Genomic DNA, 20,429 nt, shown 5'->3' with positions numbered 1-20,429 from the left:
AGAGAGAAGGCGTCTATGTATCACCTACGAGTACCCGTAACAGAACAAGAGCTGAAGGATTATTACCAGTTTCGTTGGGAAATGCTGCGCAAGCCATTGCACCAACCGGTGGGTTCGGAAAAGGATGCCTACGACGCCATGGCGCACCATCAGATGGTGGTGGATGAGGGCGGTAAAATTGTCGCTATAGGGCGGCTGTATATCAATGCCGACAACGAAGCGGCGATCCGCTTTATGGCGGTCGACCCTACGGTGCAGGACAAAGGCCTCGGCACGCTGGTGGCGATGACGCTGGAATCCGTGGCACGCCAGGAAGGGGTAAAACGGGTAGTGTGTAGCGCCCGTGAAGATGCGGTGGCGTTCTTTGCCAAGCTTGGCTTTGTTAATCAGGGCGAGATCACCGCGCCGCAAACCACCCCGATCCGCCACTTCCTGATGATTAAACCGGTGGCGACGCTGGACGATATTTTGCATCGCCCAGACTGGTGCGGCCAACTGCAGCAGGCCTGGTACGATCATATCCCGCTCAGCGAGAAAATGGGGGTGCGCATCAGCCAGTATACCGGCCAGCGTTTCGTCACTACCATGCCGGAGATTGGCAATCAGAACCCGCACCATACGCTGTTTGCCGGCAGCCTGTTCTCTCTGGCCACGCTGACCGCCTGGGGGCTTATCTGGCTATTGCTGCGTGAGCGCCATCTTGGCGGCACCATTATTCTGGCAGATGCGCATATCCGCTACAGCAAACCGATCACCGGCAGACCGCGGGCGGTGGCGGATCTCAGCTCGCTGAGCGGCGATCTGGCCCGCTTGGCGCGGGGCCGCCGTGCACGCGTGCAGGCTGAGGTGCATTTGTTCGGTGACGACGATAAAGGCGCGATATTTGAAGGTACTTATATGGTGCTGCCGGCCGAGTCGGACGTGCCTCTGGATCAGGGCGGTTCCGAGGCGCTAGAAAGCTGAGTCATTGGCCCTCTTCTCCGGGAAGAGGGCGTGAAAGACTAGGGTAACTGTTGGTTGACCGTCCGGCCATCGGCGGCGGTAGCCTGCAGTTCGCCCTTAAGTGAAGATTTAAACAGCCCATCGCTGTTCAGCAACCCTTTCAACTGCAGTTGCAGGTTTCCGTCACCTTCTAGCGGAACCGGCTGCCATCCCCATTGCTGCAAGGTATTCACCGGCACCGAGCGGCCGCTCAACGACAGCGTAAACGGCTTGCCCGGCAACTGACTGACCGTGGCTTTGGCTTCCAGTAATCCCTTTGGCATAAAGGCGCTTAGCTCGGTGACGTTGATCTGCCCGTCATCGGCGTTTAGCACCAACGATGGGCGCCGAACGTCAATTTTGTTGAAGGTGGCTTCGCTGCCATTCAGGTTCAGCGTACCGGACCAAATACCCCACTGGTGGTCGCGTGCCAACAGCAGGTTGCCGCCGTAGCCGTCCAGCGCGGTGATCTGGAACGGGAAGTCCGGATTAATGTCGATAATCAGGTTGCGGTTGGTGGTCAGTTTGTTGACGTACACCTCCGCCAACCAGTGCGGCAGCGGTTGCAGCCACAGCGCGCGCCAGTCTTGCGGCAAGGTGTATTCGAGTGCCGCGACGGCCACTTCGTCCAGTTGCAGGCGGTTGTTGGCGCGCAGCCAACTGCCGGAGGTACGCAGCAGCCCGCCTTCCCAGCGGCTGGTGAACTGTTGAATGGCAATACCGGCCGGTGAAAGCCGCATATTCATGATCGGATCGATCAGGTGGAAACCGCCGTTGATCAGATCGCTGGCGTTGAAGTTCAGCGAGCCGTCCTCACTGCTCCAGTCGCCCTGCTGGAAGGTCACGTTCTGCAGCGACAGATCGAGATCGTTGAACGCCCACTCTTTGCCTTCCAGCCGCGCGTCGATCAGATCAAAACGTTTGAGAGTGACCGGCGGCAGGGCCGTAAAGCGCTGCCAAAACTCAGCCAGCGTCAGCGGGGTTTGCATGCGTACGCCACTCAGCCGCAGGCGTTCCACCTGCCAGCTGCCGTCGGCGGCGCGGCTGGCTACCCCGGTCAGGTCACCCTGCGCCAGATCGGCGCCGAAATTGTTGAGCTTCAACTGGTTCTGTTTAAGCTCACCTTGTACCAGCACCTGCGAAGCCGGGATGCCATTCAGCGTCATCGAGCCGGCGCTGAACTGGAACTGATTATTTTCTCCCAGCAGATGTCCGGCTTTAGGCTGCCAGGGGGTAATGCCGGCATTGACCTGCTGCGCGTTGAGCTGCCAGGTTTCATCGTTGGATTGCAGCGCCATATTGCTCAACTGCAACACATCGGCCTGCACCGGCAATGTCGCGGCTTGCGGTTGAACGGTAAGCGTGCCGTCGCGCAGCGTTACGCTGTGAAAATAGCGCGGTTCGGTGATTTGGCGCAGGCTCAGGCCGAGATCTACCCGTTTGGCGACCAACGCCTGCGGCTGATTATTTTTGGCCAGTTTGACGTCTTCCAGGCTGATTTGGCCCGGCTGATTCCATGAGTGCGAGATTTTTGCCACCGACAGGCGGTATTCGCTGTTATCGCTGATCCAACGACTTAACCAGCCCGCCGCCCAACCGGTTTGCCCCACGACGTACAACAGCACAATGGCAAGCACTACCAGCAGCAGCAACGTCAGCAACAGTTTTCCGATAAATTTCATCGTTTACATCCGCGTCGGTCAAAAAAGATACCCTGTTTATGCCGCAATTGGCCGGGCATCTCAAGTGCAATGGTCTGACAGGCAATAAAAAACGGCCGCAAGCGGCCGTTTGAGGCAGGCAGCGTGGCGGATTATGGCTTCTCGTGTTCGTGCGGGAACACCAGGTTAAGCACGATGGCGGTGATGCCGCCGGCGGCAATGCCTGAAGAGAGCAGGGTTTTCAGCCAGTCGGGCGCGAACTGCAGGATCAGCGGTTGCTGGGAAACGCCCATGCCGACGGCCAGCGACAGCGCCATGATCATGATCGCGCGGCGGTTCAGCCTTTCGCGTGACACGATACGCACGCCGGAGGCGGCGATGGTACCGAACATCACCAGGGTAGCGCCGCCAAGCACGGGTTCAGGAATATGTTGCACGAAACCGGCCACCGCCGGGAATAATCCCAGCGCAATCAGCATCAGCGCCACCACAAAACCGACGTAACGGCTGGCAACCCCGGTCAGTTGGATCACGCCATTGTTCTGACCAAAACAAGAGTTGGGAAAGGTGTTGAACACTGCCGACAACATAGAGTTCAGGCCATTGGCCAGCACGCCACCCTTCAGGCGTTTCATATACAAGGGGCCGCTGACCGGCTGTTCCGACACGTCCGAGGTGGCGGTGATGTCGCCGATGGTTTCCAGCGAGGTGACCATAAAGATCAACATCAGCGGCAGCAGCAGGCTCCAGTCAAAGCCCAGGCCGTAATACAGCGGGATCGGAAGGGTGAATGCCGCCGTTTGCGGAGCCGGCTGGCTTGCCGGCAGCATGTCCATCGCCCAGGCCAGCAGGTAGCCGACCGCCATGGCGATCACCAGCGAGGCGACGCGCAAGTACGGGTTGCGCTGGCGGTTAAGAAGAATAATCACCGCCAGCACCGCGCCGGCCAGCAGCAGATTTTTCGGCGCGCCGAAGCTGCCCCCGTTCATCGCGGCATAACCGCCGCCGATGGAGGTCAGCCCGACCTGAATCAGCGACAAACCGATAATCATCACCACAATGCCGGAGACCAGCGGGGTGATGATACGCCGCGCCAGGTGCAGCACGCGCGACAGGAGAATTTCGGTACAGGAAGCGACCATCAGCGTGCCGAACAGTGCAGCCATCATGGTGGGGACGTCGGCACCGCCGTTTTTCAGCGCCAGCCCGCCCATAATCAGCGGCGAAACAAAGTTAAAACTGGTGCCCTGAATCGACAGCAGGCCAGAACCGACCGGCCCCCAGGTTTTAATTTGCAGAATAGAGGCCAGGCCGGAGGCAAACAGCGACATGCTGATAATGTGCTGAGTATCTTGTGCCGGCAGACCGAGCGCCTGACAGATCAACAGGGCCGGGGTGATCACCGCCACAAACATCGCCAGCAGATGCTGACCGGCGGCAAACAGCGTTTGCGGCAGCGGCGGGCGGTCTTCCAGGCGATAAATCAGTTCGCTGGTGTGGGGAGTGACGGCGGCTTTTTGCACTGCATCAAGCTCGGTGGATGGCATGGTCATGATGTGGCATTTCCAGAAGCGGCAAAGCAGGCATTTTAATGATCCACCCCGCAAAAGCAAACGGTTGCGCCCCAGTATTACATCAGGGTTATCAATACCTATGTCGTATTTTTGTTCATTTTTTCTTGTCTTCTCAGCATTTTTTACTTCTAATCCCACCCTCATCAAGTTTTAAAAACTAAGCGGTTTTCTATAACTTATTATTTCTTATTGGATCTTTTCCGTTACAGGGAGTACCCGGATGTTTCATCTCGATACTTATGGCACGTTAGTCGCGGCAACGCTGGTTTTGCTCCTTGGGGGCAAATGCGTCACAAGCATTCCGCTGTTGCGAAAATACACTATTCCCGCACCTGTCGCCGGTGGTTTGCTGGTGGCGCTCTTGTTGTTAGCCTTGAAAAAGTTTGCTAACTGGGAAATCAGCTTCGATATGTCGCTGAAAGACCCGTTGATGCTGGCCTTCTTTGCCACCATTGGCCTGAACGCCAACCTGGCGCGGTTGCGCGCGGGCGGCAAAGCGCTAATGGTGTTCCTGTTTGTGGTGCTGGGCTTGTTGGTGGTGCAGAACGCCATTGGCATCGGCATGGCGAAAATGTTGGGCCTGGATCCGTTGATGGGTCTGATCGCCGGTTCAATTACGTTATCCGGTGGCCATGGTACCGGCGCAGCCTGGAGCAAGCTGTTCATCGAGCGTTATGGGTTTGAAAACGCTACGGAAGTCGCGATGGCCTGCGCGACTTTCGGCCTGGTGCTGGGCGGCCTGATCGGCGGCCCGGTGGCGCGTTATCTGGTGAAACACTCCTCCACGCCGGAAGGCACACCGGAAGATAGCGTGCAACCGAGCGGTTTTGAAAAGCCGGAGAGCGGTCGGCTGATCACCTCGTTGGTGATGATAGAAACTATTGCGATGATCGCCATCTGCTTGAGCCTGGGGCAGTTTATTGCCGGTCTGTTGAACGGTACGGTGTTTGAATTGCCAAACTTTGTCTGCGTGCTGTTTGTCGGGGTGATCCTCAGCAATACGCTGGCGTTCAGCGGTTTTTACACCGTGTTCGAGCGGGCGGTATCGGTGTTGGGGAACGTCAGCTTGTCGCTGTTCCTGGCGATGGCACTGATGAGCCTGCGCCTGTGGGAGCTGGCATCGCTGGCGCTGCCGATGCTGGCCATTCTGGCAGTGCAGACACTGGTGATGGCGCTCTACGCGATTTTCGTCACTTACCGGGTGATGGGCAAAAACTACGATGCGGCGGTGCTGGCGGCGGGCCATTGTGGTTTTGGCATGGGCGCTACACCAACGGCGATCGCCAATATGCAGGCGATTACCGATCGCTTCGGTCCATCGCACCTGGCGTTTCTGGTGGTGCCGATGGTGGGGGCGTTCTTTATCGATATCGCCAACGCGATCGTGATTAAGCTGTATCTGCTGTTGCCGGTGTTCCCGGCGGTGAGCTGAATAACGTTCGAGATATAAAGCAAGGGCGCCATTGGCGCCCTTGTCTCTGGCAGAGGATCAGGCGTTGGAGTAGCGCGCTTTCTCCGGCAGCCAGCGTTCAATCAGGGCGCGGGCATGTTCCGGGTACTGCTGATGAATATGGCGGGCGACGCGTTGCACTTCCGGTATCATCGCCTGGTCGCGCAGCAAATCGGCTACCTTGAATTCCGCACTGCCAGTCTGGCGCGTGCCGAGCAGCTCGCCTGGGCCTCGGATTTCCAGATCGCGTTGGGCAATCACAAAGCCGTCATTGCTGTCGCGCAGCACCTGCAGACGTTTCTGCGCAGTTTTGCTCAGCGGGGTTTTGTACAACAGCACGCAATGTGACGCCACGGCGCCACGGCCAACGCGGCCGCGCAGCTGATGCAGCTGCGCCAACCCAAGCCGCTCCGGGTTTTCGATGATCATCAGGCTGGCGTTCGGTACGTCGACGCCGACTTCGATCACTGTGGTTGCCACCAACAGCTGTAACTCACCCTGTTTAAAGGCCTGCATTACCGCCTGCTTTTCCTGCGCCTTCATGCGGCCGTGAACCAGCGCGACTTTCAGCTCGGGCAGCGCAGTTTTCAACTCTTCCCAGGTAGCCTCCGCCGCCTGCGCTTCCAGAAGCTCTGATTCCTCGATCAACGTACAGACCCAGTACGCTTGCCGCCCTTCTTCCATACAGGCGCTTTTCACCCGCTGGATAATATCGGCGCGCCGGGTATCTGGAATGGCGACGGTGGTGACCGGCGTCCTGCCTGGCGGCAGCTCGTCGATCACCGAAGTATCGAGATCGGCATAGGCGGTCATTGCCAGCGTGCGTGGGATTGGCGTGGCGGTCATGATCAACTGATGAGCATGGAAGCCTTGCTCCTCGCCCTTTTCCCACAGAGCCAGCCGCTGGTGCACGCCAAACCGGTGCTGTTCGTCGATGATCACCAGTGCCAGCCCGGAAAACTGCACCTGTTCCTGGAAGATGGCGTGCGTACCGACCACCATCGACACTTTTCCGTTGGCGATCGCTTCCTGTTGCGCAGCGCGAGCCTTGCCTTTTTGCTTGCCGGCCAGCCAGCCGACTTCAAGCCCCAGCGGTTCAAACCACTGGCGGAAGTTATTGGCGTGTTGTTCGGCCAGCAGTTCGGTGGGTGCCATCAATGCCACCTGTTTGCCGTGGGCGATGGCGCGTAGCGCCGCCAGCGCGGCTACCAGCGTTTTGCCTGAGCCGACATCACCTTGCACCAGCCGCATCATCGGGAAGCCTTTTTGCATATCGGCTTCGATATCGGCCACCACGCGCTCTTGCGCGCCGGTCGGTGCGAAGGGTAATTCGGCAAGAAACCGTTTTTTCAGGCGGTCATCCGGCATCAGCGGCAGCGCCTGATAACTCTGCGCACCGGCGCGCACCGCCAACATGCTGAGGTTATGCGCCAGCAGTTCCTCCAGGATCAGGCGTTTTTGCGCCGGATGCTTGCCCTGCTCCAAATCTTCCAACTGGATATCCGGCGGTGGGCGGTGCAGGGTGTGCAGCGCCTGCGGCAGGCTCATCAGCCCGCCACTGAGTTCCGGTGGCAACAGTTCGGCGATAGCGCAGGTGTCCAACAGCTCCAGCGCCTGATCGGTCAGCTTGCGCAGCGTGGCCTGCCTGATGCCTTCGGTGGTCGGATAAACCGGCGTCAGCGATTCCTGCAGCTCAACCTCGCTGCTTTCCCCCTGAATGCGGTATTCCGGGTGGATGATTTCTGCGCCGTGGTTGCCGCGTTTGATCTCACCGTAAGCGGTTACGCGCCGGCCTGCGGCCAGGCTGTTTTTCATCGCTGCGTTGAAGTTAAAGAAACGCATGGTGAGCAGGCCGGTGCCGTCGCTGATCTGGCAAGTCAGCATACGCCGACGTCCAAAACTGATATCGCTGCGCAGCACTTCGCCTTCCACCGTGGCAAAAATGCCCGGCAGCAGGTCGTTGATCGGATAGAGACGGGTGCGGTCTTCATAACGCAGCGGGAGGTGCAGCAGCAGGTCCTGAATGGTTTCCAGGCCAATTTTTGCCAGTTTGCCCGCCTGGCTGGCGCCAACTCCGGAAAGCGTGGTGAGAGGGACGGCGTCCAGCAGGCGGCCTTTCATCGGCGTACCGTTGCCTGCATGGTCGCCCACCATTCGGCGTCGGCGACCACCTGGCCCTGTTGGTCAATCTGCGGACGCGGTAGCCCTTTACGCTTGGCGACGTTGGCCAGCACCGGGTAGCCGCCTTCGAACAGCAGGCGTTGTTGTTGTTCTTCGTCCAGCGCGCTGTGGGTACGCAGGTACATACCGGCGTTGTGGCGCTGGCGTTGCGCTTCGTACAGGATCAAGGCCGAGGCGACCGACACGTTGAGGGATTGCACCATACCGATCATCGGAATGATGATGTCCTGGTCGGCCAGGGCCAGCGCTTCTTCGGTGATACCGGTTTTTTCCTGGCCCAGCAGCACGCAGGTTGGGCGGGTGTAATCCACTTCGCGGAAATCAACCGCGCGGGTGGAAAGGTGGGTCGCCAGAATCTGCATGCCTTGATCTTTCAGGTGGGTCACCGCGTCAGAGATGGTGCGGTGGGTTTTTACATTGACCCAGCTGTTGCTGCCGGCAGCGGAAGAAACCAGGGTACGCATGCGTGAGGTCGGCCACACGGCATGCACCTGATGCACGCCGACGGCGTCGGCGGTGCGGATAATGGCGGAGACGTTATGCGGTTTGTGCACCTGTTCCAGGCAGACCGTCAGATCCGGCTGCCGGGTCGCCAGCATTTCACAAATCCGCGCATAGCGTTCAGGGCTCATAAGCGCTAATTTCGGTTACGGTTAACTTTAATCACATCCGGCATGATACGGATTTTACGCATAATATTTGCCAGATGGATGCGATCGCGGGTGGTCAGGCGAATAAAGGCGCTATAAACCCGGCCGTCTTTCTCTTCGGTATTCAGGCTCTGAATATTGGACTCGGCCGCGTTGATGGCCGCCGTCAGGTTGGCCAGCGCACCCTGATGGTTAAACATGTCCACTTTGATCTCGGCGATGAACTCCTGCTCGATATCTTTATCCCACTCTACCGCCATGAATTTCTCAGGCTCTTTCTGGTAGCCGCGGATGTTCCGGCAGGATTCATGGTGGATCACCAGCCCTTTGCCTGGGCTGACGTGGGCAATGATCGGGTCGCCCGGAATAGGTCGGCAGCATTTGGCGAAGGTGATCAGCACGCCGTCTGCGCCCTTGATCGCCAGGTTGCGAACCCCGGAGGAGGTGCCCAGGTTGGATTGGTCACCTTGCAGGTTTTTCGCCACCACCACGCTCATGGCATTGCCGAGGCCGATTTCAGCCAGCAAATCATCCAGCGTTGCCAGCTTCATGCGATCCAGTTCGTGTTGGATATTTTCCGGTGGGATCTCTGCCAATTTGCGGCTGCCGCCCAATGCATGGTTCAGCAGGCGGCGGCCGAGACCGACCGAATCATCGCGCTTGAGGTTCTTCAGCATCTGGCGGATTTTGGCGCGCGCTTTTGAGCTGACAACAAAATTCAACCAGGCGGCATTTGGCCGCGCGCCTGGTGCGGTGATGATTTCGACCGTTTGACCGCTGCTCAGTGACTGCGACAAGGGGTACGGCTGACGATCGACTCGCGCGCCAACGCAGGCGTGGCCGATATCGGTGTGTACCGCGTAGGCGAAGTCGACCGGCGTTGCGCCCGCAGGCAATTCAACAATGCGGCCTTCCGGGGTGAAAACGTAAATCTCATCCGGGAACAGGTCGGATTTTACGCTCTCGATAAATTCAAATGAACTGCCGGCGCTTTGCTGCAACTCCAGCAAGCTTTGCATCCAGCGCTGGGCGCGGATCTGCGCGGTGGTGCCGGTTTCGCCCTGTTCTTTTTCTTTATAAGCCCAGTGTGCTGCCACCCCCATTTCTGCCATTTGATCCATATCTTCGGTACGGATCTGCACCTCGACCGGCACGCCGTGAGGGCCGATCAGGGATGTGTGCAGCGATTGATAGCCGTTGGCCTTGGGAATGGCGATATAGTCTTTGACCCTGCCCGGGCGCGGCTTATACAGGCTGTGAGCCTGGCCCAGCACGCGGTAACAGGTATCGACTTCCTTCACGATCACCCGGAACGCGTAGATGTCCATAATCGAATGGAAACGCTGTTCTTTCAGGTGCATCTTGAGGTAGATGGAATACAGGTGTTTTTCTCGCCCGCTGACGCGGCAAGGAATGCCGGCTTCGTTCAATCGGCCTTCGATCTCGGAGAGAATCTTTTGGATCATCTCTTTACGGTTACCGCGAGCGGCTTTCACCACTTCTTTGATTACACGGTAGCGGTTTGGGTACAACGCTTCAAAACCCAGCTCTTCCAGCTCGGTCTTCAGGTGGTGAATACCCAGGCGATGGGCCAATGGGCTGTAGATTTCCAGGGTTTCACGCGCGATACGCCGCCGTTTGTCAGGGCGCAGCGAACCCAGGGTACGCATGTTGTGCGTGCGGTCTGCCAGCTTGATCAGCACGACGCGGATATCCTGCACCATCGCCATGATCATTTTGCGGAAGTTTTCCGCCTGGGCTTCTTTTTTATCCTGGAACTTCAGCTTGTCGAGCTTGGATACGCCTTCAACCAGTTCAGCGACGCTCTTGCCGAACAGCTGTTCCATATCCTGGTAGGTGGCCGGGGTGTCTTCGATGACGTCATGCAGCAGCGCCGCCATCAGCGTCTCATGATCGAGACGCATTTCCGCCAGAATGCAGGCCACGGCGACCGGGTGAGTAATGTAGGGCTCACCGCTGGAGCGTGTCTGTCCCTCGTGAGCATCACGTGCAACGAGGTATGCCTGTTTGAGGCGCTTAATCTGCTCCTCAGGCAGGTAACGTTGAATCAGCAGATTCAGGCTTTCAAACAGGTACAAGGCAGACTCGCAGTCTAATTAACGACGACCTTCAGCAATTGCGGTAACCGCTTGAATTTCTGCGGCTTCCTGCTCTTGCTGCTCCTGACGATCACGAACATCGAGGATTTGGCTGGTGATCAGGCCTTCTTCGATTTCGCGCAGAGCGATAACGGTGTACTTGTCGTTTTCTTCCGGAACAAGTGCATCTTTACCGCCAGTCTGGATTTGACGTGCCCGACGAGCAGCGACCAACACCAGGTCAAAACGGTTACCAATTTTCTCTACAGCGTCTTGAACAGTTACGCGTGCCATATTTGTGCTACTCCACAGGTGACGAAAAGACTGGGCATAATACTGAAACTGTCTTCAGTCTGCCAATAGTTTGCTGATTAAAGCGTCATGCCGCAGTAATTGCCGGCCTAAACGCAGGCGCTCGGCGCGAATAATGGTTTTCAGATCGGACAGGGCCAGATCGAAATCATCGTTCACGATTAAATAATCATACTCCGCGTAGTGAGTCATTTCCGCCACGGCTTGCGCCATGCGTTTGGCGATCACCTCTTCAGAGTCTTGCCCACGGCCACGCAGGCGGCGGCCGAGTTCATCCTTCGACGGCGGCAAAATAAAGATGCTGCGCGCCTGCGGCATTTTAGCGCGGATCTGCTGCGCACCCTGCCAATCGATATCCAGGAAGACGTCTACGCCGGTCGACAGCACCTGCTCAATGGCGGCGCGTGAGGTCCCGTAATAGTTGCCGAACACTTCGGCGTGCTCAAGAAACTCATCCTGCTCAATCATCCGGCGGAATTCATCTTTTGAGACGAAGAAATAATGCTCGCCGTGATGTTCACCCGGGCGAGTGTCGCGCGTGGTGTGCGAAACCGAAACCTGCGTGTCGTACAGCGGTTGCGTCTTTAACAAAGCCTGAATCAGGCTTGATTTCCCTGCGCCACTGGGTGCAGAGACAATAAAAAGCGTGCCTTGAGCCATGATGATGTTCGTTGATAGCGGTTGATGTGCCAATAACAGCGGATGTGTATTTTCTCCGCACAGTATACACGGCTAACGCGCCGGGTGCAGCGTTAGCTCGCATTTTGCCCGTCGCTTTGTGCTGAAAAAACCTCTAAACGGCGGTTTTGCGCAGCATATCGGTAAATTTCCGCGGTTTCATGCAACGTAATCTGCCTTTCTCGAGCCGCTCGGCAGATTGGGCAATGGACCGTTGCCGAAGCGTCGTCACCCGGTTTTACTGCCGGTTATCAGGGAGGTGCAGTATGCGAAAATGCGGAATGCGGATCGGAATGGCGCTGTTGGGCGGGTTGATGTTTTGTGGTGTGCTGCGGGCAGAAAGTTGCCCGGCGTGGCGACCGGAGCGGCTGCAACTGGAGATAACCACGTTAAAAAACCAGCTTGAACGCTGGGATGTGGCTTATTACCAACAGGGCGACAGTTTAATTGAAGATGAGGTCTATGACAGCCTGCGGCAAAAACTGCAGCTATGGCATCGTTGCGCCGGGCTGGAAAGGGTTGAGGAGCCCAGTCCGCTTTTACCTGCGGGTAAAACGCCTCACCCGGTGGCGCATACCGGGCTGCATAAATTGGCGGATCCTGTCGCCGTGGCCCAATGGCTGCGTGGCCGCAGCGATGTCTGGGTTCAGCCTAAGGTGGACGGCGTAGCCGTTACTTTGGTGTATCGCGATGGTGAGTTGGCGGCGGCTGTCAGCCGGGGAAATGGGCTGAAGGGGGAAGATTGGCTGGAAAAGGTGCGTGCTATTCCATCGATACCGGCGGCGGTGAAGGGCGCTCCGTCGACGTTGATTCTTCAGGGTGAGCTGTTTTTGATGGTGAACGATCATCAGCAAAAGCTTCATGGCGGCATCAATGCCCGAGCCAGGGTAGCCGGTGCGCTGATGAAAAACCGGCTTTCGCCGGTCTTGCAACAGATAGGCCTGTTTGTCTGGGCATGGCCGGATGGCCCACAAGAAATGACGGAGCGTTTACAGCAGCTTGCCGCAATGGGTTTCCCCCTGGCATTGGCTTATTCACAGTCCGTGAGTTCACTGGAAGACGTGCGGCAATGGCGCGAGCGTTGGTATCGCGAAGCATTGCCCTTCGTCACGGATGGCGTGGTGATTCATCAGGCTCGGTCACCTTCGGGGCATTACTGGCAGGCAAAGCCCGGTGATTGGGCTGTTGCCTGGAAGTATCCGCCGGTGCGGCAGATCGCCAGGGTCAATGATGTCGAGTTCAGCGTAGGCCGCACCGGAAAGATTGCCGTGGTGCTGAGGCTTGCTCCCCTCAGGATGGATGATAAATGGGTCTCGCGGGTTAATCTGGGATCGCTGCCCCGCTGGCGGCAGTGGGCGGTTGTGCCCGGTGACCAGGTGGCAATCAGCCTGATGGGGCACGGGATCCCGCGTCTGGATAAAGTAGTCTGGCGGGCCGCAGAAAGAGTAGAGCCTGAAGCGCCGGCCGCAGATCGTTACCATGCTTTGAGTTGCTTTAGCTGGCTGCCGGAGTGCCGCCAGCAGTTTCTGGCCCGGCTGGTGTGGTTGGGCGGCCCACAGGGGTTAGGCTTGCACGGCGTCAGTGAATCTACCTGGCAGGCGTTGATTGATCGGGGGCTGGTGCGGCATTTGCTGGATTGGCTGGTGTTGACGCCGGAGCAACTGATGTCAGCGCCCGGCATGGGTGACAAGCGTGGGCGCAGTATCCACCGGCAATTTCAGTTGGCGCGGCAACAACCGTTTGCTCGCTGGCTGATAGCGTTAGGCGCACCGCTTAACCCGCAACAAGCACGGGCGTTGAAAAACTGGCACCAGGTACAGCAATTACCGGCCGGAGAGTGGCGTAAAATGACCGGGATAGGCGCCAAAAAGGCTGAGCAAATCGCCGGCTTTCTTCGACACCCGCCATTTCTGGCGCTGGTCAACACGCTGGAGGAGCAGGAAATAGCGGGCTTTGCCGGAACCCGGTGATGTGCCGTTACTCCGTAGATCTCTCAGCAAGTGATTGTGCGTTTGTCGTCTGTGAGGGAACGATTGGCGAGGGTGAGGCATGACGCAGGAAAATAAAAACGATGCCTGCCGAAATCGCCGTCGTTAGCGCCAGAATGTATAGCAGGCCTTGAAATGCGGCTTCGTAGCTCTGTTTCAAGGCGGCAGTATCGACGTTCAGCAATGCCGCAGCTTGCTGCAGGTCACCCATTGCCAGCCGGTGGGCGCCGGCGGCTGCATTGGCCAGCGGGGAACCCGGCAGATGCTGTTCAACCAAAGCGGCCAGCAGCGCACCCACCACGGCGAGGGCGATGCCTTCGCCCGCCACGCGGACAGTGCTGAAAATACCGGTGGCCATGCCTGCGCGATCCTTCGGCACCACGCTGACCGCCAGGCCGTCCATTAATCCCCAGGGCAGGCTGATGCCACAACCGATGGTCAACAGCGGCAGGATCAATAGCAGGAAGGGTTGCCCAGGCGCATATTGCGCCAGCCATAACAGGCCGAAGGCGCAGATCAGTAAACCCAGGCTGGAAATGATACCGGCGGAAAACCGGTGCGCCAACATGCCTGCCAGCAACGGCAATATCAGCATTGGCGCTGAGAGTGCGAACATAACGATACCTGCCTCCAGGGTGCCGTAACCTTCGATGCCAATAAAGCGCAGCGGGAGTAAAACCAGCAGTACCACATAGGAATAGGCCGGGGCAGCCGCCAGAAACTGTACGCCGACGAAACGCGGATAGCGGAATAAAGACAGATCAAGCATCGGCCTGCGTACGCGATTCTCGATCACGACAAAGGCAATCATGAAAAGCAGTGCGCCGCTGAACAGGGCGATGACTTCAGGGTTGCTCCAACCGCTGTCGGGGGCTTGCAGTACGGCATAAGTCAATAATGTCAGAGCCAGCGTAAAGGTGGCCGCGCCGGGCCAGTCGAGTTTGGCCGCAGCAGGATCGCGTGACTCATGCATATAGCGTATACCGGCGAACAGGGCGATGGCACTGAACAAAGACACGCTGATAAAAATCGCGCGCCAGTCAAAATGCTGTACCAAAAAACCGGCCAGCAGCGGGCCAAATGCCAGGCCGATGCCAAAGGTGGTTCCCAACAGGCTGAAGGCTTTGGCGCGTTCTGTGCCATCGAATACCTGAGCCAGTCCGGCGGTTCCTCCGGCAAATGCAGCGGCGGCGGCAACACCCTGTAGCGCACGTATCAAATCAAAGGCGATGATGTCCTGCACCATCAGCATAACCAGCGAGCTTAAGGTAAGCACCGCCAGGCCGCTGATGAACACGCGTTTGCGGCCAAAGCGATCGGCGAGCGCACCGGCAATCATCAGGCTGCAGCCAAAGGTCAGCATAAAGGCGTTGGTGACCCAACTGAGAGCGACTACGCTGCCCCCCAGGCTGGTGGCGATCGCGGGTAAAGAGACTGCCGGGCCGGTAAAGTTAATCGGCATGATCAACCCCGCCAGGCAGACGGAGAACAGGATAATCCAGCGCTGCGGATCGGGATACGGGTCTGGAAGAGGGTGAGGATTATTCATGATGAGCTCCAGCGGCAATATTGTCGGTTGGGATGGATGATAAAGTGGATTTAATTGGCCTGAAATGGGGCTATATTCCACTCTTTAAGGACAATAACGCTCTAATTGGAGACCCTATGGACAGCCTCAGTGGCTTATTGGCTTTTGTGCGCGCTGCCGAGCTACGCAGTTTTGTCGCCGCAGGTGAACGGCTGGGCGTGTCCGCCTCCGCCGTCGGGAAAAGCGTGGCCAGGCTTGAGGAATCATTGGGCGTCAGGCTGTTTAACCGCAGCACCCGGCGCATCAATCTCACCGATGAGGGCGCGTTGTTTTTTGAACGCTGCCAACGCATCGTCAGCGAAATTGAAAATGCCGAAGCCGAAATGGCGAGGATCTCCGATGCGCCGCGCGGCAAGCTGCGCGTGAGCATGCCGGCTATCGGCTATCGAATGTTGGTACCTCTGCTTGCTGATTTCAGCGCGCTTTATCCCGAGGTTGAGTTGGACGTGGACTTTAATGACCGGATGGTGGATCTGATAGCCGAGGGAATCGACGTGGCTGTGCGCAGCGGTGAGCTGGCGGATTCCCGGCTGATGGCCCGGCGGCTGGGGCCGTTCCGGTTGATACTGGCGGGTGCGCCTGAGTATTTACAGCGTCGGGGCGTGCCGCAGGGGCCGGAAGATTTGCTCAACCATGCCTGTCTGCGCTACCGCTACCCGGGGGGCCAGCAATTGCAGGAGTGGAGGTTGTTTGCTGATGGAGAGCCGGTTTCCCTGCGAATCCCGGTGACACTGAGCTGCAACAGCATTGAAGCGCTGATCCACGCCACCCAGGAAGGATTGGGTATCGCTTACCTGCCGGATTTTACGCTGTGTCCGGCCGTTAACGCCGGGCAACTGGTGGCGGTGTTGGATCAACACACGCAGGAGCAGGGTTTTTTCTCGGCTCTGTGGCCGTCAAGCCGGCATATGCTGCCCAAGGTGAGGGTCTTTGTAGACTACCTGGCGCAGCATATGTTGCCTCTGAGGTGAGCCGTATTAATGGTCTGGATGCTGGTAGTTAAATACCGGCAGTCCCAGACGAAAGCGCAGGGCGATCAAGCGTGCGCTCAGGCCGGCGACCAACGTGATGATGACGACCAGATTGTGCGGCAGGCTGAAGTGTTGCAGGCCGATGTACAACCAGGCGGCGGCGAAGGAGATACCTGCATAGATTTCCTTCTGAAAAACCAGAGGGATGCGGTTGCAGAGCATATCGCGCAGCACGCCACCGAACACGCCGGTGATGACAGCCGCAATGGCGGCGATGATGGGGCCGTGACCCATATCCAAAGCGACCTGAGCCCCGATGATTGAAAATACAATCAGGCCAACGGCGTCCAGCACCAGGAACAGGCGGCGCAAGTGGCGCATCAGTGGCGCTACCCAGGTAGTGACGATCGCGGCAATGGCGACAATCACGATATATTCAGGATGCTTGACCCACCCCAACGGGAAGTGTCCGAGCAGCATATCGCGCACCGAGCCGCCGCCAATAGCTGTGGCCGAAGCGATAATAATCACGCCAAACATATCCATCTGGCGGCGGCCGGCGGCCAGTGCGCCGGTCATGGCTTCGGCGGTGATGCCGATGATATAAAGAATGCTCAGTAACATAAGATATTCACAGGGTGGGCGGGAATGAGTGTAAGGCCGAAAGGGTAATCGCCGACGGGACAAGTTGCCACTGAGTTTTTCTAACCAATGCCATTTCGGATTACTTAAATTAATCACCATTTGCTTTATCTGGCTTTTTTTTAGCCTTTTTTAACCTTTCAATGCTCATGCAAACATTAGATATTTCGTGTTAGTTTCTCTTGCTGACTATGCTTTTTGCATTCTATCTTTACGCCGCGCATCGGCGATGTCTCTAAGGCTGATGACGGGTTTGTTCACCGAGGAATATAAAATGAAAAATACTCCCATGCTGGCGGCGGTCTTGGCGGCAGCCATACTGTTGAGCGGCTGTGTAGCAACGGCGCAGAATGCCGCGCAGCAAAAAACGAAGGTTTGCGGCACCGGAGATCCTATGGTCCAGACCACGCTTTATTTTGGTCTGAACCGCCCCGCCGGGCCGATGATTACCGCAGCAGAGTGGCAGGGTTTTGTCGATCGGCAGGTGACGCCGCGCTTTAAAGACGGCCTGTCGGTATTTGATGCCAAAGGACAGTGGCTGGGCAATGATGGCAAGCTGGCGCGCGAGAACAGCAAGGCATTGATGTTGATTTATGCGCCGGGCAAGGACAGTGAAACCGACATCGAGGCGCTGCGCAGCAGCTATAAGCAGCAGTTTGCGCAGGATTCGGTGATGCGTGTTGATGCACCGGTGTGCGTTGCATTCTGAGGTTATCCCGGCCGGGGCCGGGATATTTACTTACAGTACCAGTCCGGCGATGGCTGCCGAGAGCAGGCTGACCAGCGTTGAACCGTAGACCAGTTTCAGGCCAAAGCGGGACACTACGTTGCCTTGTCGTTCATTCAGCCCTTTGATCGCCCCGGCGACGATGCCGATAGAAGCAAAGTTGGCAAAGGAGACCAGGAACACGGACAGAATGCCCAGGCCGCGCGGCGACAGTTCCGCAGCAATTTTCTTCAGCTCGATCATCGCCACGAATTCATTGGCCACCAACTTGGTCGCCATGATGCTGCCGGCCCGCAACGCATCCTGCGCCGGGATGCCGATCAACCAGGCCAGCGGATAAAACACGTAGCCCAGAATTTGCTGGAAGCTGATGCCGAACACGGCGGAGAACAGAGCATTCACCGCAGAGATCAGCGCAATAAAGCCAATCAGCATCGCGGCGATAATCATCGCAATCTTGAAGCCCGCCAGAATGTATTCACCCAGCATTTCAAAGAAACTCTGATCTTCATGCAGTTTGTTCAGTTTCAGCTCAGGCTCATCGTCCAGTTGATAAGGGTTGATGATCGACAGAATGATAAAGGTGCTGAACATATTGAGGATCAGCGCCGCGACCACGTATTGCGCATCGATCATCGACATGTAGGCGCCAACGATGGACATGGAGACCGTCGACATGGCGGTTGCGGCCATGGTGTACATACGGCGCGGCGAAATATCGCCGATAATGCCCTTATAGGCGATAAAGTTTTCCGACTGACCGAGCACCAGCGTGCTGACGGCGTTGAAAGACTCCAGCTTGCCCATGCCGTTAACCTTGGACAGCAGGGTGCCGACCAGGCGGATAATCAGCGGCAGAATACGAAAGTGCTGCAAAATACCGATTAGCGCGGAAATAAAGATAATCGGGCACAAAACACCCAGGAAAATGAATGCCAGCCCGTCCTTGCTCATGCCACCGAACACAAAATCGGAGCCTTGCGCTGCATAGGTCAGCAGCGTTTCAAAGAAGCCTGCTACGTGCTTGATTACGCTGAGACCACTTTCCGAATGCAGGAAGAAATAGGCGAGTGCACCTTCAATGACCAAGAGCTGAATAATATAGCGCAGGCGGATTTTCTTGCGATCGTTGCTGACCAGCAACGCCAGGGCGATGATCACCACCAGGGCGAAAATAAATTGCAGAATTTGCGGCATAAAGGGTCCGTACGGCTTGCGGGCATGAAAAAAACACATTTAGCCACAGCTTAGCCTGCCTTTCATTACCTTACGTGATAATTAGAACAAAATACTTCGGGTGGCCGGTATGAGTTATGGATTGTCATTCCCTGCGTGATCGTCGCAGTTTTTCGTAAAAGCCCCGCTTTTACGGCGGAGATGCCTGTAAACCCATCGCGGATGCGGCTGGCAGCTTGGAATCTGTCCCGCATAATCTGAACGTTATCCCGCTTAAATATTGATTTTTTCCTCGCTGAGAGAGAAAAAGAGTTCACTATTTCGCCGCGCAAGACGGCCTACTTTCTCAGGATGAGGATGCGGATATGAAGACACAGGCAATGTTGCGGGCGCTGGCAAATGGCATTAACCCCGAGACGGGGGAGCTGCTGGGTACGGCGTCAATGACCGGTTCGCCGGAGGCGATTCGGCTACTGTTTGCATTGGCCGAGGAGTTTCAGGCTGAGCCGGAGCGCCAGAAGAAAGTAAAGCTCTCACCGGAAGAACGGCAGCAGAAGAACATTGCCGAGGGGCGGCCGGCGAAATCGCACTTCCCATGGGCAGAGGAAGAAAAACAGCGGCTGCAGGAGAGCTATGCAGAGGGCGGAACGCTTGAGGCATTGAGCAGCGAATTTGAGCGCACCACTTGGGCCATCGCCGTTCAACTGCAAAAAATGGGGCTGATTACCGAGCAGCAGGCGGCCGGGTATGTATAGGGTTGGTCCATAAAAAAACCCGCATAGCGCGGGTTTTGGTTCGTGAAGAAAACATCACTCGATATTCTGAATCTGCTCGCGCATTTGTTCGATCAGCACTTTCAGCTCGATAGCGGAAGTGGTGACGTCGGCATTAATCGACTTGGATGCCAGCGTGTTCGATTCGCGGTTAAACTCCTGCATCATAAAGTCGAGGCGGCGGCCCACGGCTTCTTTCTTCTTCAGGATGTTATGCGTTTCTTTTACGTGGGCTTCCAGACGGTCCAGCTCTTCGGCAACGTCAATACGTTGCGCCATCAACACCAGCTCCTGTTCCAGGCGGGTGTTTTCCAACTGCACCTGAGCTTCTTCCAACTTGCTGACCAGGCGCTCACGCTGCCATTGCAGGATGTTTGGCATCTGGGCGCGCACTTTGGTCACTTCGGCGCTGACGCCGTCCAGGCGCTGTTCGATCAGGGCTTTCAGCGCGGTGCCTTCGCTTTCGCGAGCGGTGATGAAGTCATCCAGTGCGTCATCCAGAGCCTGCATAAGCTGTGCGCTGATGGCATCCAGATCCTGCTCCTGAGCAGACATCACGCCAGGCCAACGCAGTACGTCGATAGGATCGATTTCCCCTTCATCGCTCTGCATTTTCACCCAGTTGGCGGCTTCAACCAGCTGTTTAGCCAGTTTTTCGTTCAGGATCAGCGAGCTTTGCGCGCTCGGGTCCAGCTCGAAGCGCAGGTTGCATTCCACTTTGCCGCGGGTCAGACGGCCACGGATACGTTCGCGGATCACCGGCTCCAGGCTGCGAAATTGTTCCGGTAAACGGATGTAGGTTTCTAGATAGCGTTGGTTAACGGAACGCAGCTCCCAAGCTGCGCTGCCCCATTCACCCTTGATTTCACTCCGTGCGTAGGCGGTCATGCTGCGGATCATTGATGCGTACCCGTAATAGGAAAAGATGGAACGATTATAACGTTGGACCTCTGGGCAGGATAGGCATTACGTCACGAA

The 20,429-nt window shown here is 57.1% G+C and carries 17 protein-coding genes; 6 read left to right on the top strand and 11 right to left on the bottom strand.

The genetic code is table 11. The features are described from left to right. Positions 1-15 precede the first annotated feature (15 nt). On the top strand, positions 16-963 hold the full coding sequence (gene fabY, locus D4100_RS24730) for a fatty acid biosynthesis protein FabY (RefSeq protein ID WP_006320171.1): 948 nt from the start codon (positions 16-18) through the stop codon (positions 961-963). 38 nt (positions 964-1,001) lie between these two features. Here fabY and D4100_RS24725 read toward each other — a convergent pair whose 3' ends face one another. Both D4100_RS24725 and D4100_RS24720 read right to left on the bottom strand, forming a co-directional pair. Beyond that, complete coding sequence (locus tag D4100_RS24725; protein ID WP_119805439.1) at positions 1,002-2,663, bottom strand: AsmA family protein; 1,662 nt, start codon at positions 2,661-2,663, stop codon at positions 1,002-1,004. A 131-nt stretch (positions 2,664-2,794) separates the two neighbouring features. Further along, complete coding sequence (locus D4100_RS24720) at positions 2,795-4,195, bottom strand: nucleobase:cation symporter-2 family protein (protein WP_006320167.1); 1,401 nt, start codon at positions 4,193-4,195, stop codon at positions 2,795-2,797. Between the two features lie 241 nt (positions 4,196-4,436). Between D4100_RS24720 and gltS the strand changes: the two genes are divergently transcribed. Then, the gene (gene gltS, locus D4100_RS24715; RefSeq protein ID WP_006320166.1) at positions 4,437-5,648 is read left to right on the top strand and encodes a sodium/glutamate symporter; all 1,212 of its coding nucleotides are present in this window, start codon (positions 4,437-4,439) and stop codon (positions 5,646-5,648) included. A 57-nt stretch (positions 5,649-5,705) separates the two neighbouring features. Here the strand turns inward: gltS and recG are convergent, their stop codons facing one another. Genes recG through gmk form a run of 5 tightly spaced genes read right to left on the bottom strand, consistent with a single transcriptional unit; the run spans position 5,706 to position 11,568 of the window. Further along, positions 5,706-7,787, bottom strand: a complete 2,082-nt coding sequence (gene recG, locus D4100_RS24710; protein ID WP_119805447.1) for an ATP-dependent DNA helicase RecG — start codon at positions 7,785-7,787, stop codon at positions 5,706-5,708. After that, positions 7,784-8,479: a tRNA (guanosine(18)-2'-O)-methyltransferase TrmH gene (trmH, locus tag D4100_RS24705; protein WP_006320164.1), complete on the bottom strand. Its 696-nt coding sequence runs from the start codon at positions 8,477-8,479 to the stop codon at positions 7,784-7,786. The genes recG and trmH overlap by 4 nt, the downstream gene beginning before the upstream one ends. 5 nt (positions 8,480-8,484) lie before the next feature. Further along, entirely contained in the window at positions 8,485-10,596 is a 2,112-nt protein-coding gene (gene spoT, locus D4100_RS24700) for a bifunctional GTP diphosphokinase/guanosine-3',5'-bis pyrophosphate 3'-pyrophosphohydrolase (protein WP_006320163.1), read from the bottom strand. 18 nt (positions 10,597-10,614) lie between these two features. Further along, positions 10,615-10,890: a DNA-directed RNA polymerase subunit omega gene (gene rpoZ / locus D4100_RS24695; protein WP_004953385.1), complete on the bottom strand. Its 276-nt coding sequence runs from the start codon at positions 10,888-10,890 to the stop codon at positions 10,615-10,617. A 54-nt stretch (positions 10,891-10,944) separates the two neighbouring features. Beyond that, positions 10,945-11,568 (bottom strand): guanylate kinase, encoded by a 624-nt coding sequence (gene gmk / locus D4100_RS24690; protein WP_006320149.1) that lies wholly within the window; start codon positions 11,566-11,568, stop codon positions 10,945-10,947. Positions 11,569-11,852: 284 nt separating this feature from the next. Here gmk and ligB point away from each other — a divergent pair, with 284 nt between their 5' ends. Beyond that, positions 11,853-13,556, top strand: coding sequence for an NAD-dependent DNA ligase LigB (ligB, locus tag D4100_RS24685; protein WP_043912778.1), 1,704 nt, complete (start codon positions 11,853-11,855; stop codon positions 13,554-13,556). A 7-nt stretch (positions 13,557-13,563) separates the two neighbouring features. Here the strand turns inward: ligB and D4100_RS24680 are convergent, their stop codons facing one another. Continuing rightward, a complete protein-coding gene (locus D4100_RS24680) occupies positions 13,564-15,123 on the bottom strand; it encodes an MFS transporter (protein WP_119805438.1) in 1,560 nt (519 codons plus the stop codon). Between the two features lie 116 nt (positions 15,124-15,239). Between D4100_RS24680 and D4100_RS24675 the strand changes: the two genes are divergently transcribed. Continuing rightward, positions 15,240-16,133, top strand: a complete 894-nt coding sequence (locus tag D4100_RS24675; protein ID WP_006320143.1) for a LysR family transcriptional regulator — start codon at positions 15,240-15,242, stop codon at positions 16,131-16,133. Positions 16,134-16,139: 6 nt separating this feature from the next. On the opposite strand, the gene D4100_RS24670 is transcribed toward D4100_RS24675, so the two are convergent. Continuing rightward, entirely contained in the window at positions 16,140-16,757 is a 618-nt protein-coding gene (locus tag D4100_RS24670; protein WP_006320142.1) for a trimeric intracellular cation channel family protein, read from the bottom strand. 292 nt (positions 16,758-17,049) lie between these two features. Between D4100_RS24670 and D4100_RS24665 the strand changes: the two genes are divergently transcribed. Then, entirely contained in the window at positions 17,050-17,484 is a 435-nt protein-coding gene (locus D4100_RS24665; protein WP_119805446.1) for a DUF3574 domain-containing protein, read from the top strand. A 30-nt stretch (positions 17,485-17,514) separates the two neighbouring features. Here D4100_RS24665 and D4100_RS24660 read toward each other — a convergent pair whose 3' ends face one another. Continuing rightward, positions 17,515-18,699, bottom strand: a complete 1,185-nt coding sequence (locus tag D4100_RS24660) for a NupC/NupG family nucleoside CNT transporter (protein ID WP_006320140.1) — start codon at positions 18,697-18,699, stop codon at positions 17,515-17,517. Positions 18,700-19,043: 344 nt separating this feature from the next. Between D4100_RS24660 and D4100_RS24655 the strand changes: the two genes are divergently transcribed. Further along, positions 19,044-19,433: a hypothetical protein gene (locus D4100_RS24655; protein ID WP_119805437.1), complete on the top strand. Its 390-nt coding sequence runs from the start codon at positions 19,044-19,046 to the stop codon at positions 19,431-19,433. A 54-nt stretch (positions 19,434-19,487) separates the two neighbouring features. Here D4100_RS24655 and D4100_RS24650 read toward each other — a convergent pair whose 3' ends face one another. Next, positions 19,488-20,351 carry a YicC/YloC family endoribonuclease gene (locus D4100_RS24650; protein WP_006320138.1) on the bottom strand — a complete coding sequence of 288 codons (864 nt, stop codon included), beginning with the start codon at positions 20,349-20,351 and terminating at the stop codon, positions 19,488-19,490. Positions 20,352-20,429 lie beyond the last annotated feature (78 nt).

This window comes from Serratia inhibens, from assembly GCF_003591175.1.
Taxonomy (GTDB): domain Bacteria; phylum Pseudomonadota; class Gammaproteobacteria; order Enterobacterales; family Enterobacteriaceae; genus Serratia; species Serratia inhibens.
Note: the sequence above shows the minus strand (reverse complement) of the source record. Positions and strands in the feature narration are given on the sequence as shown.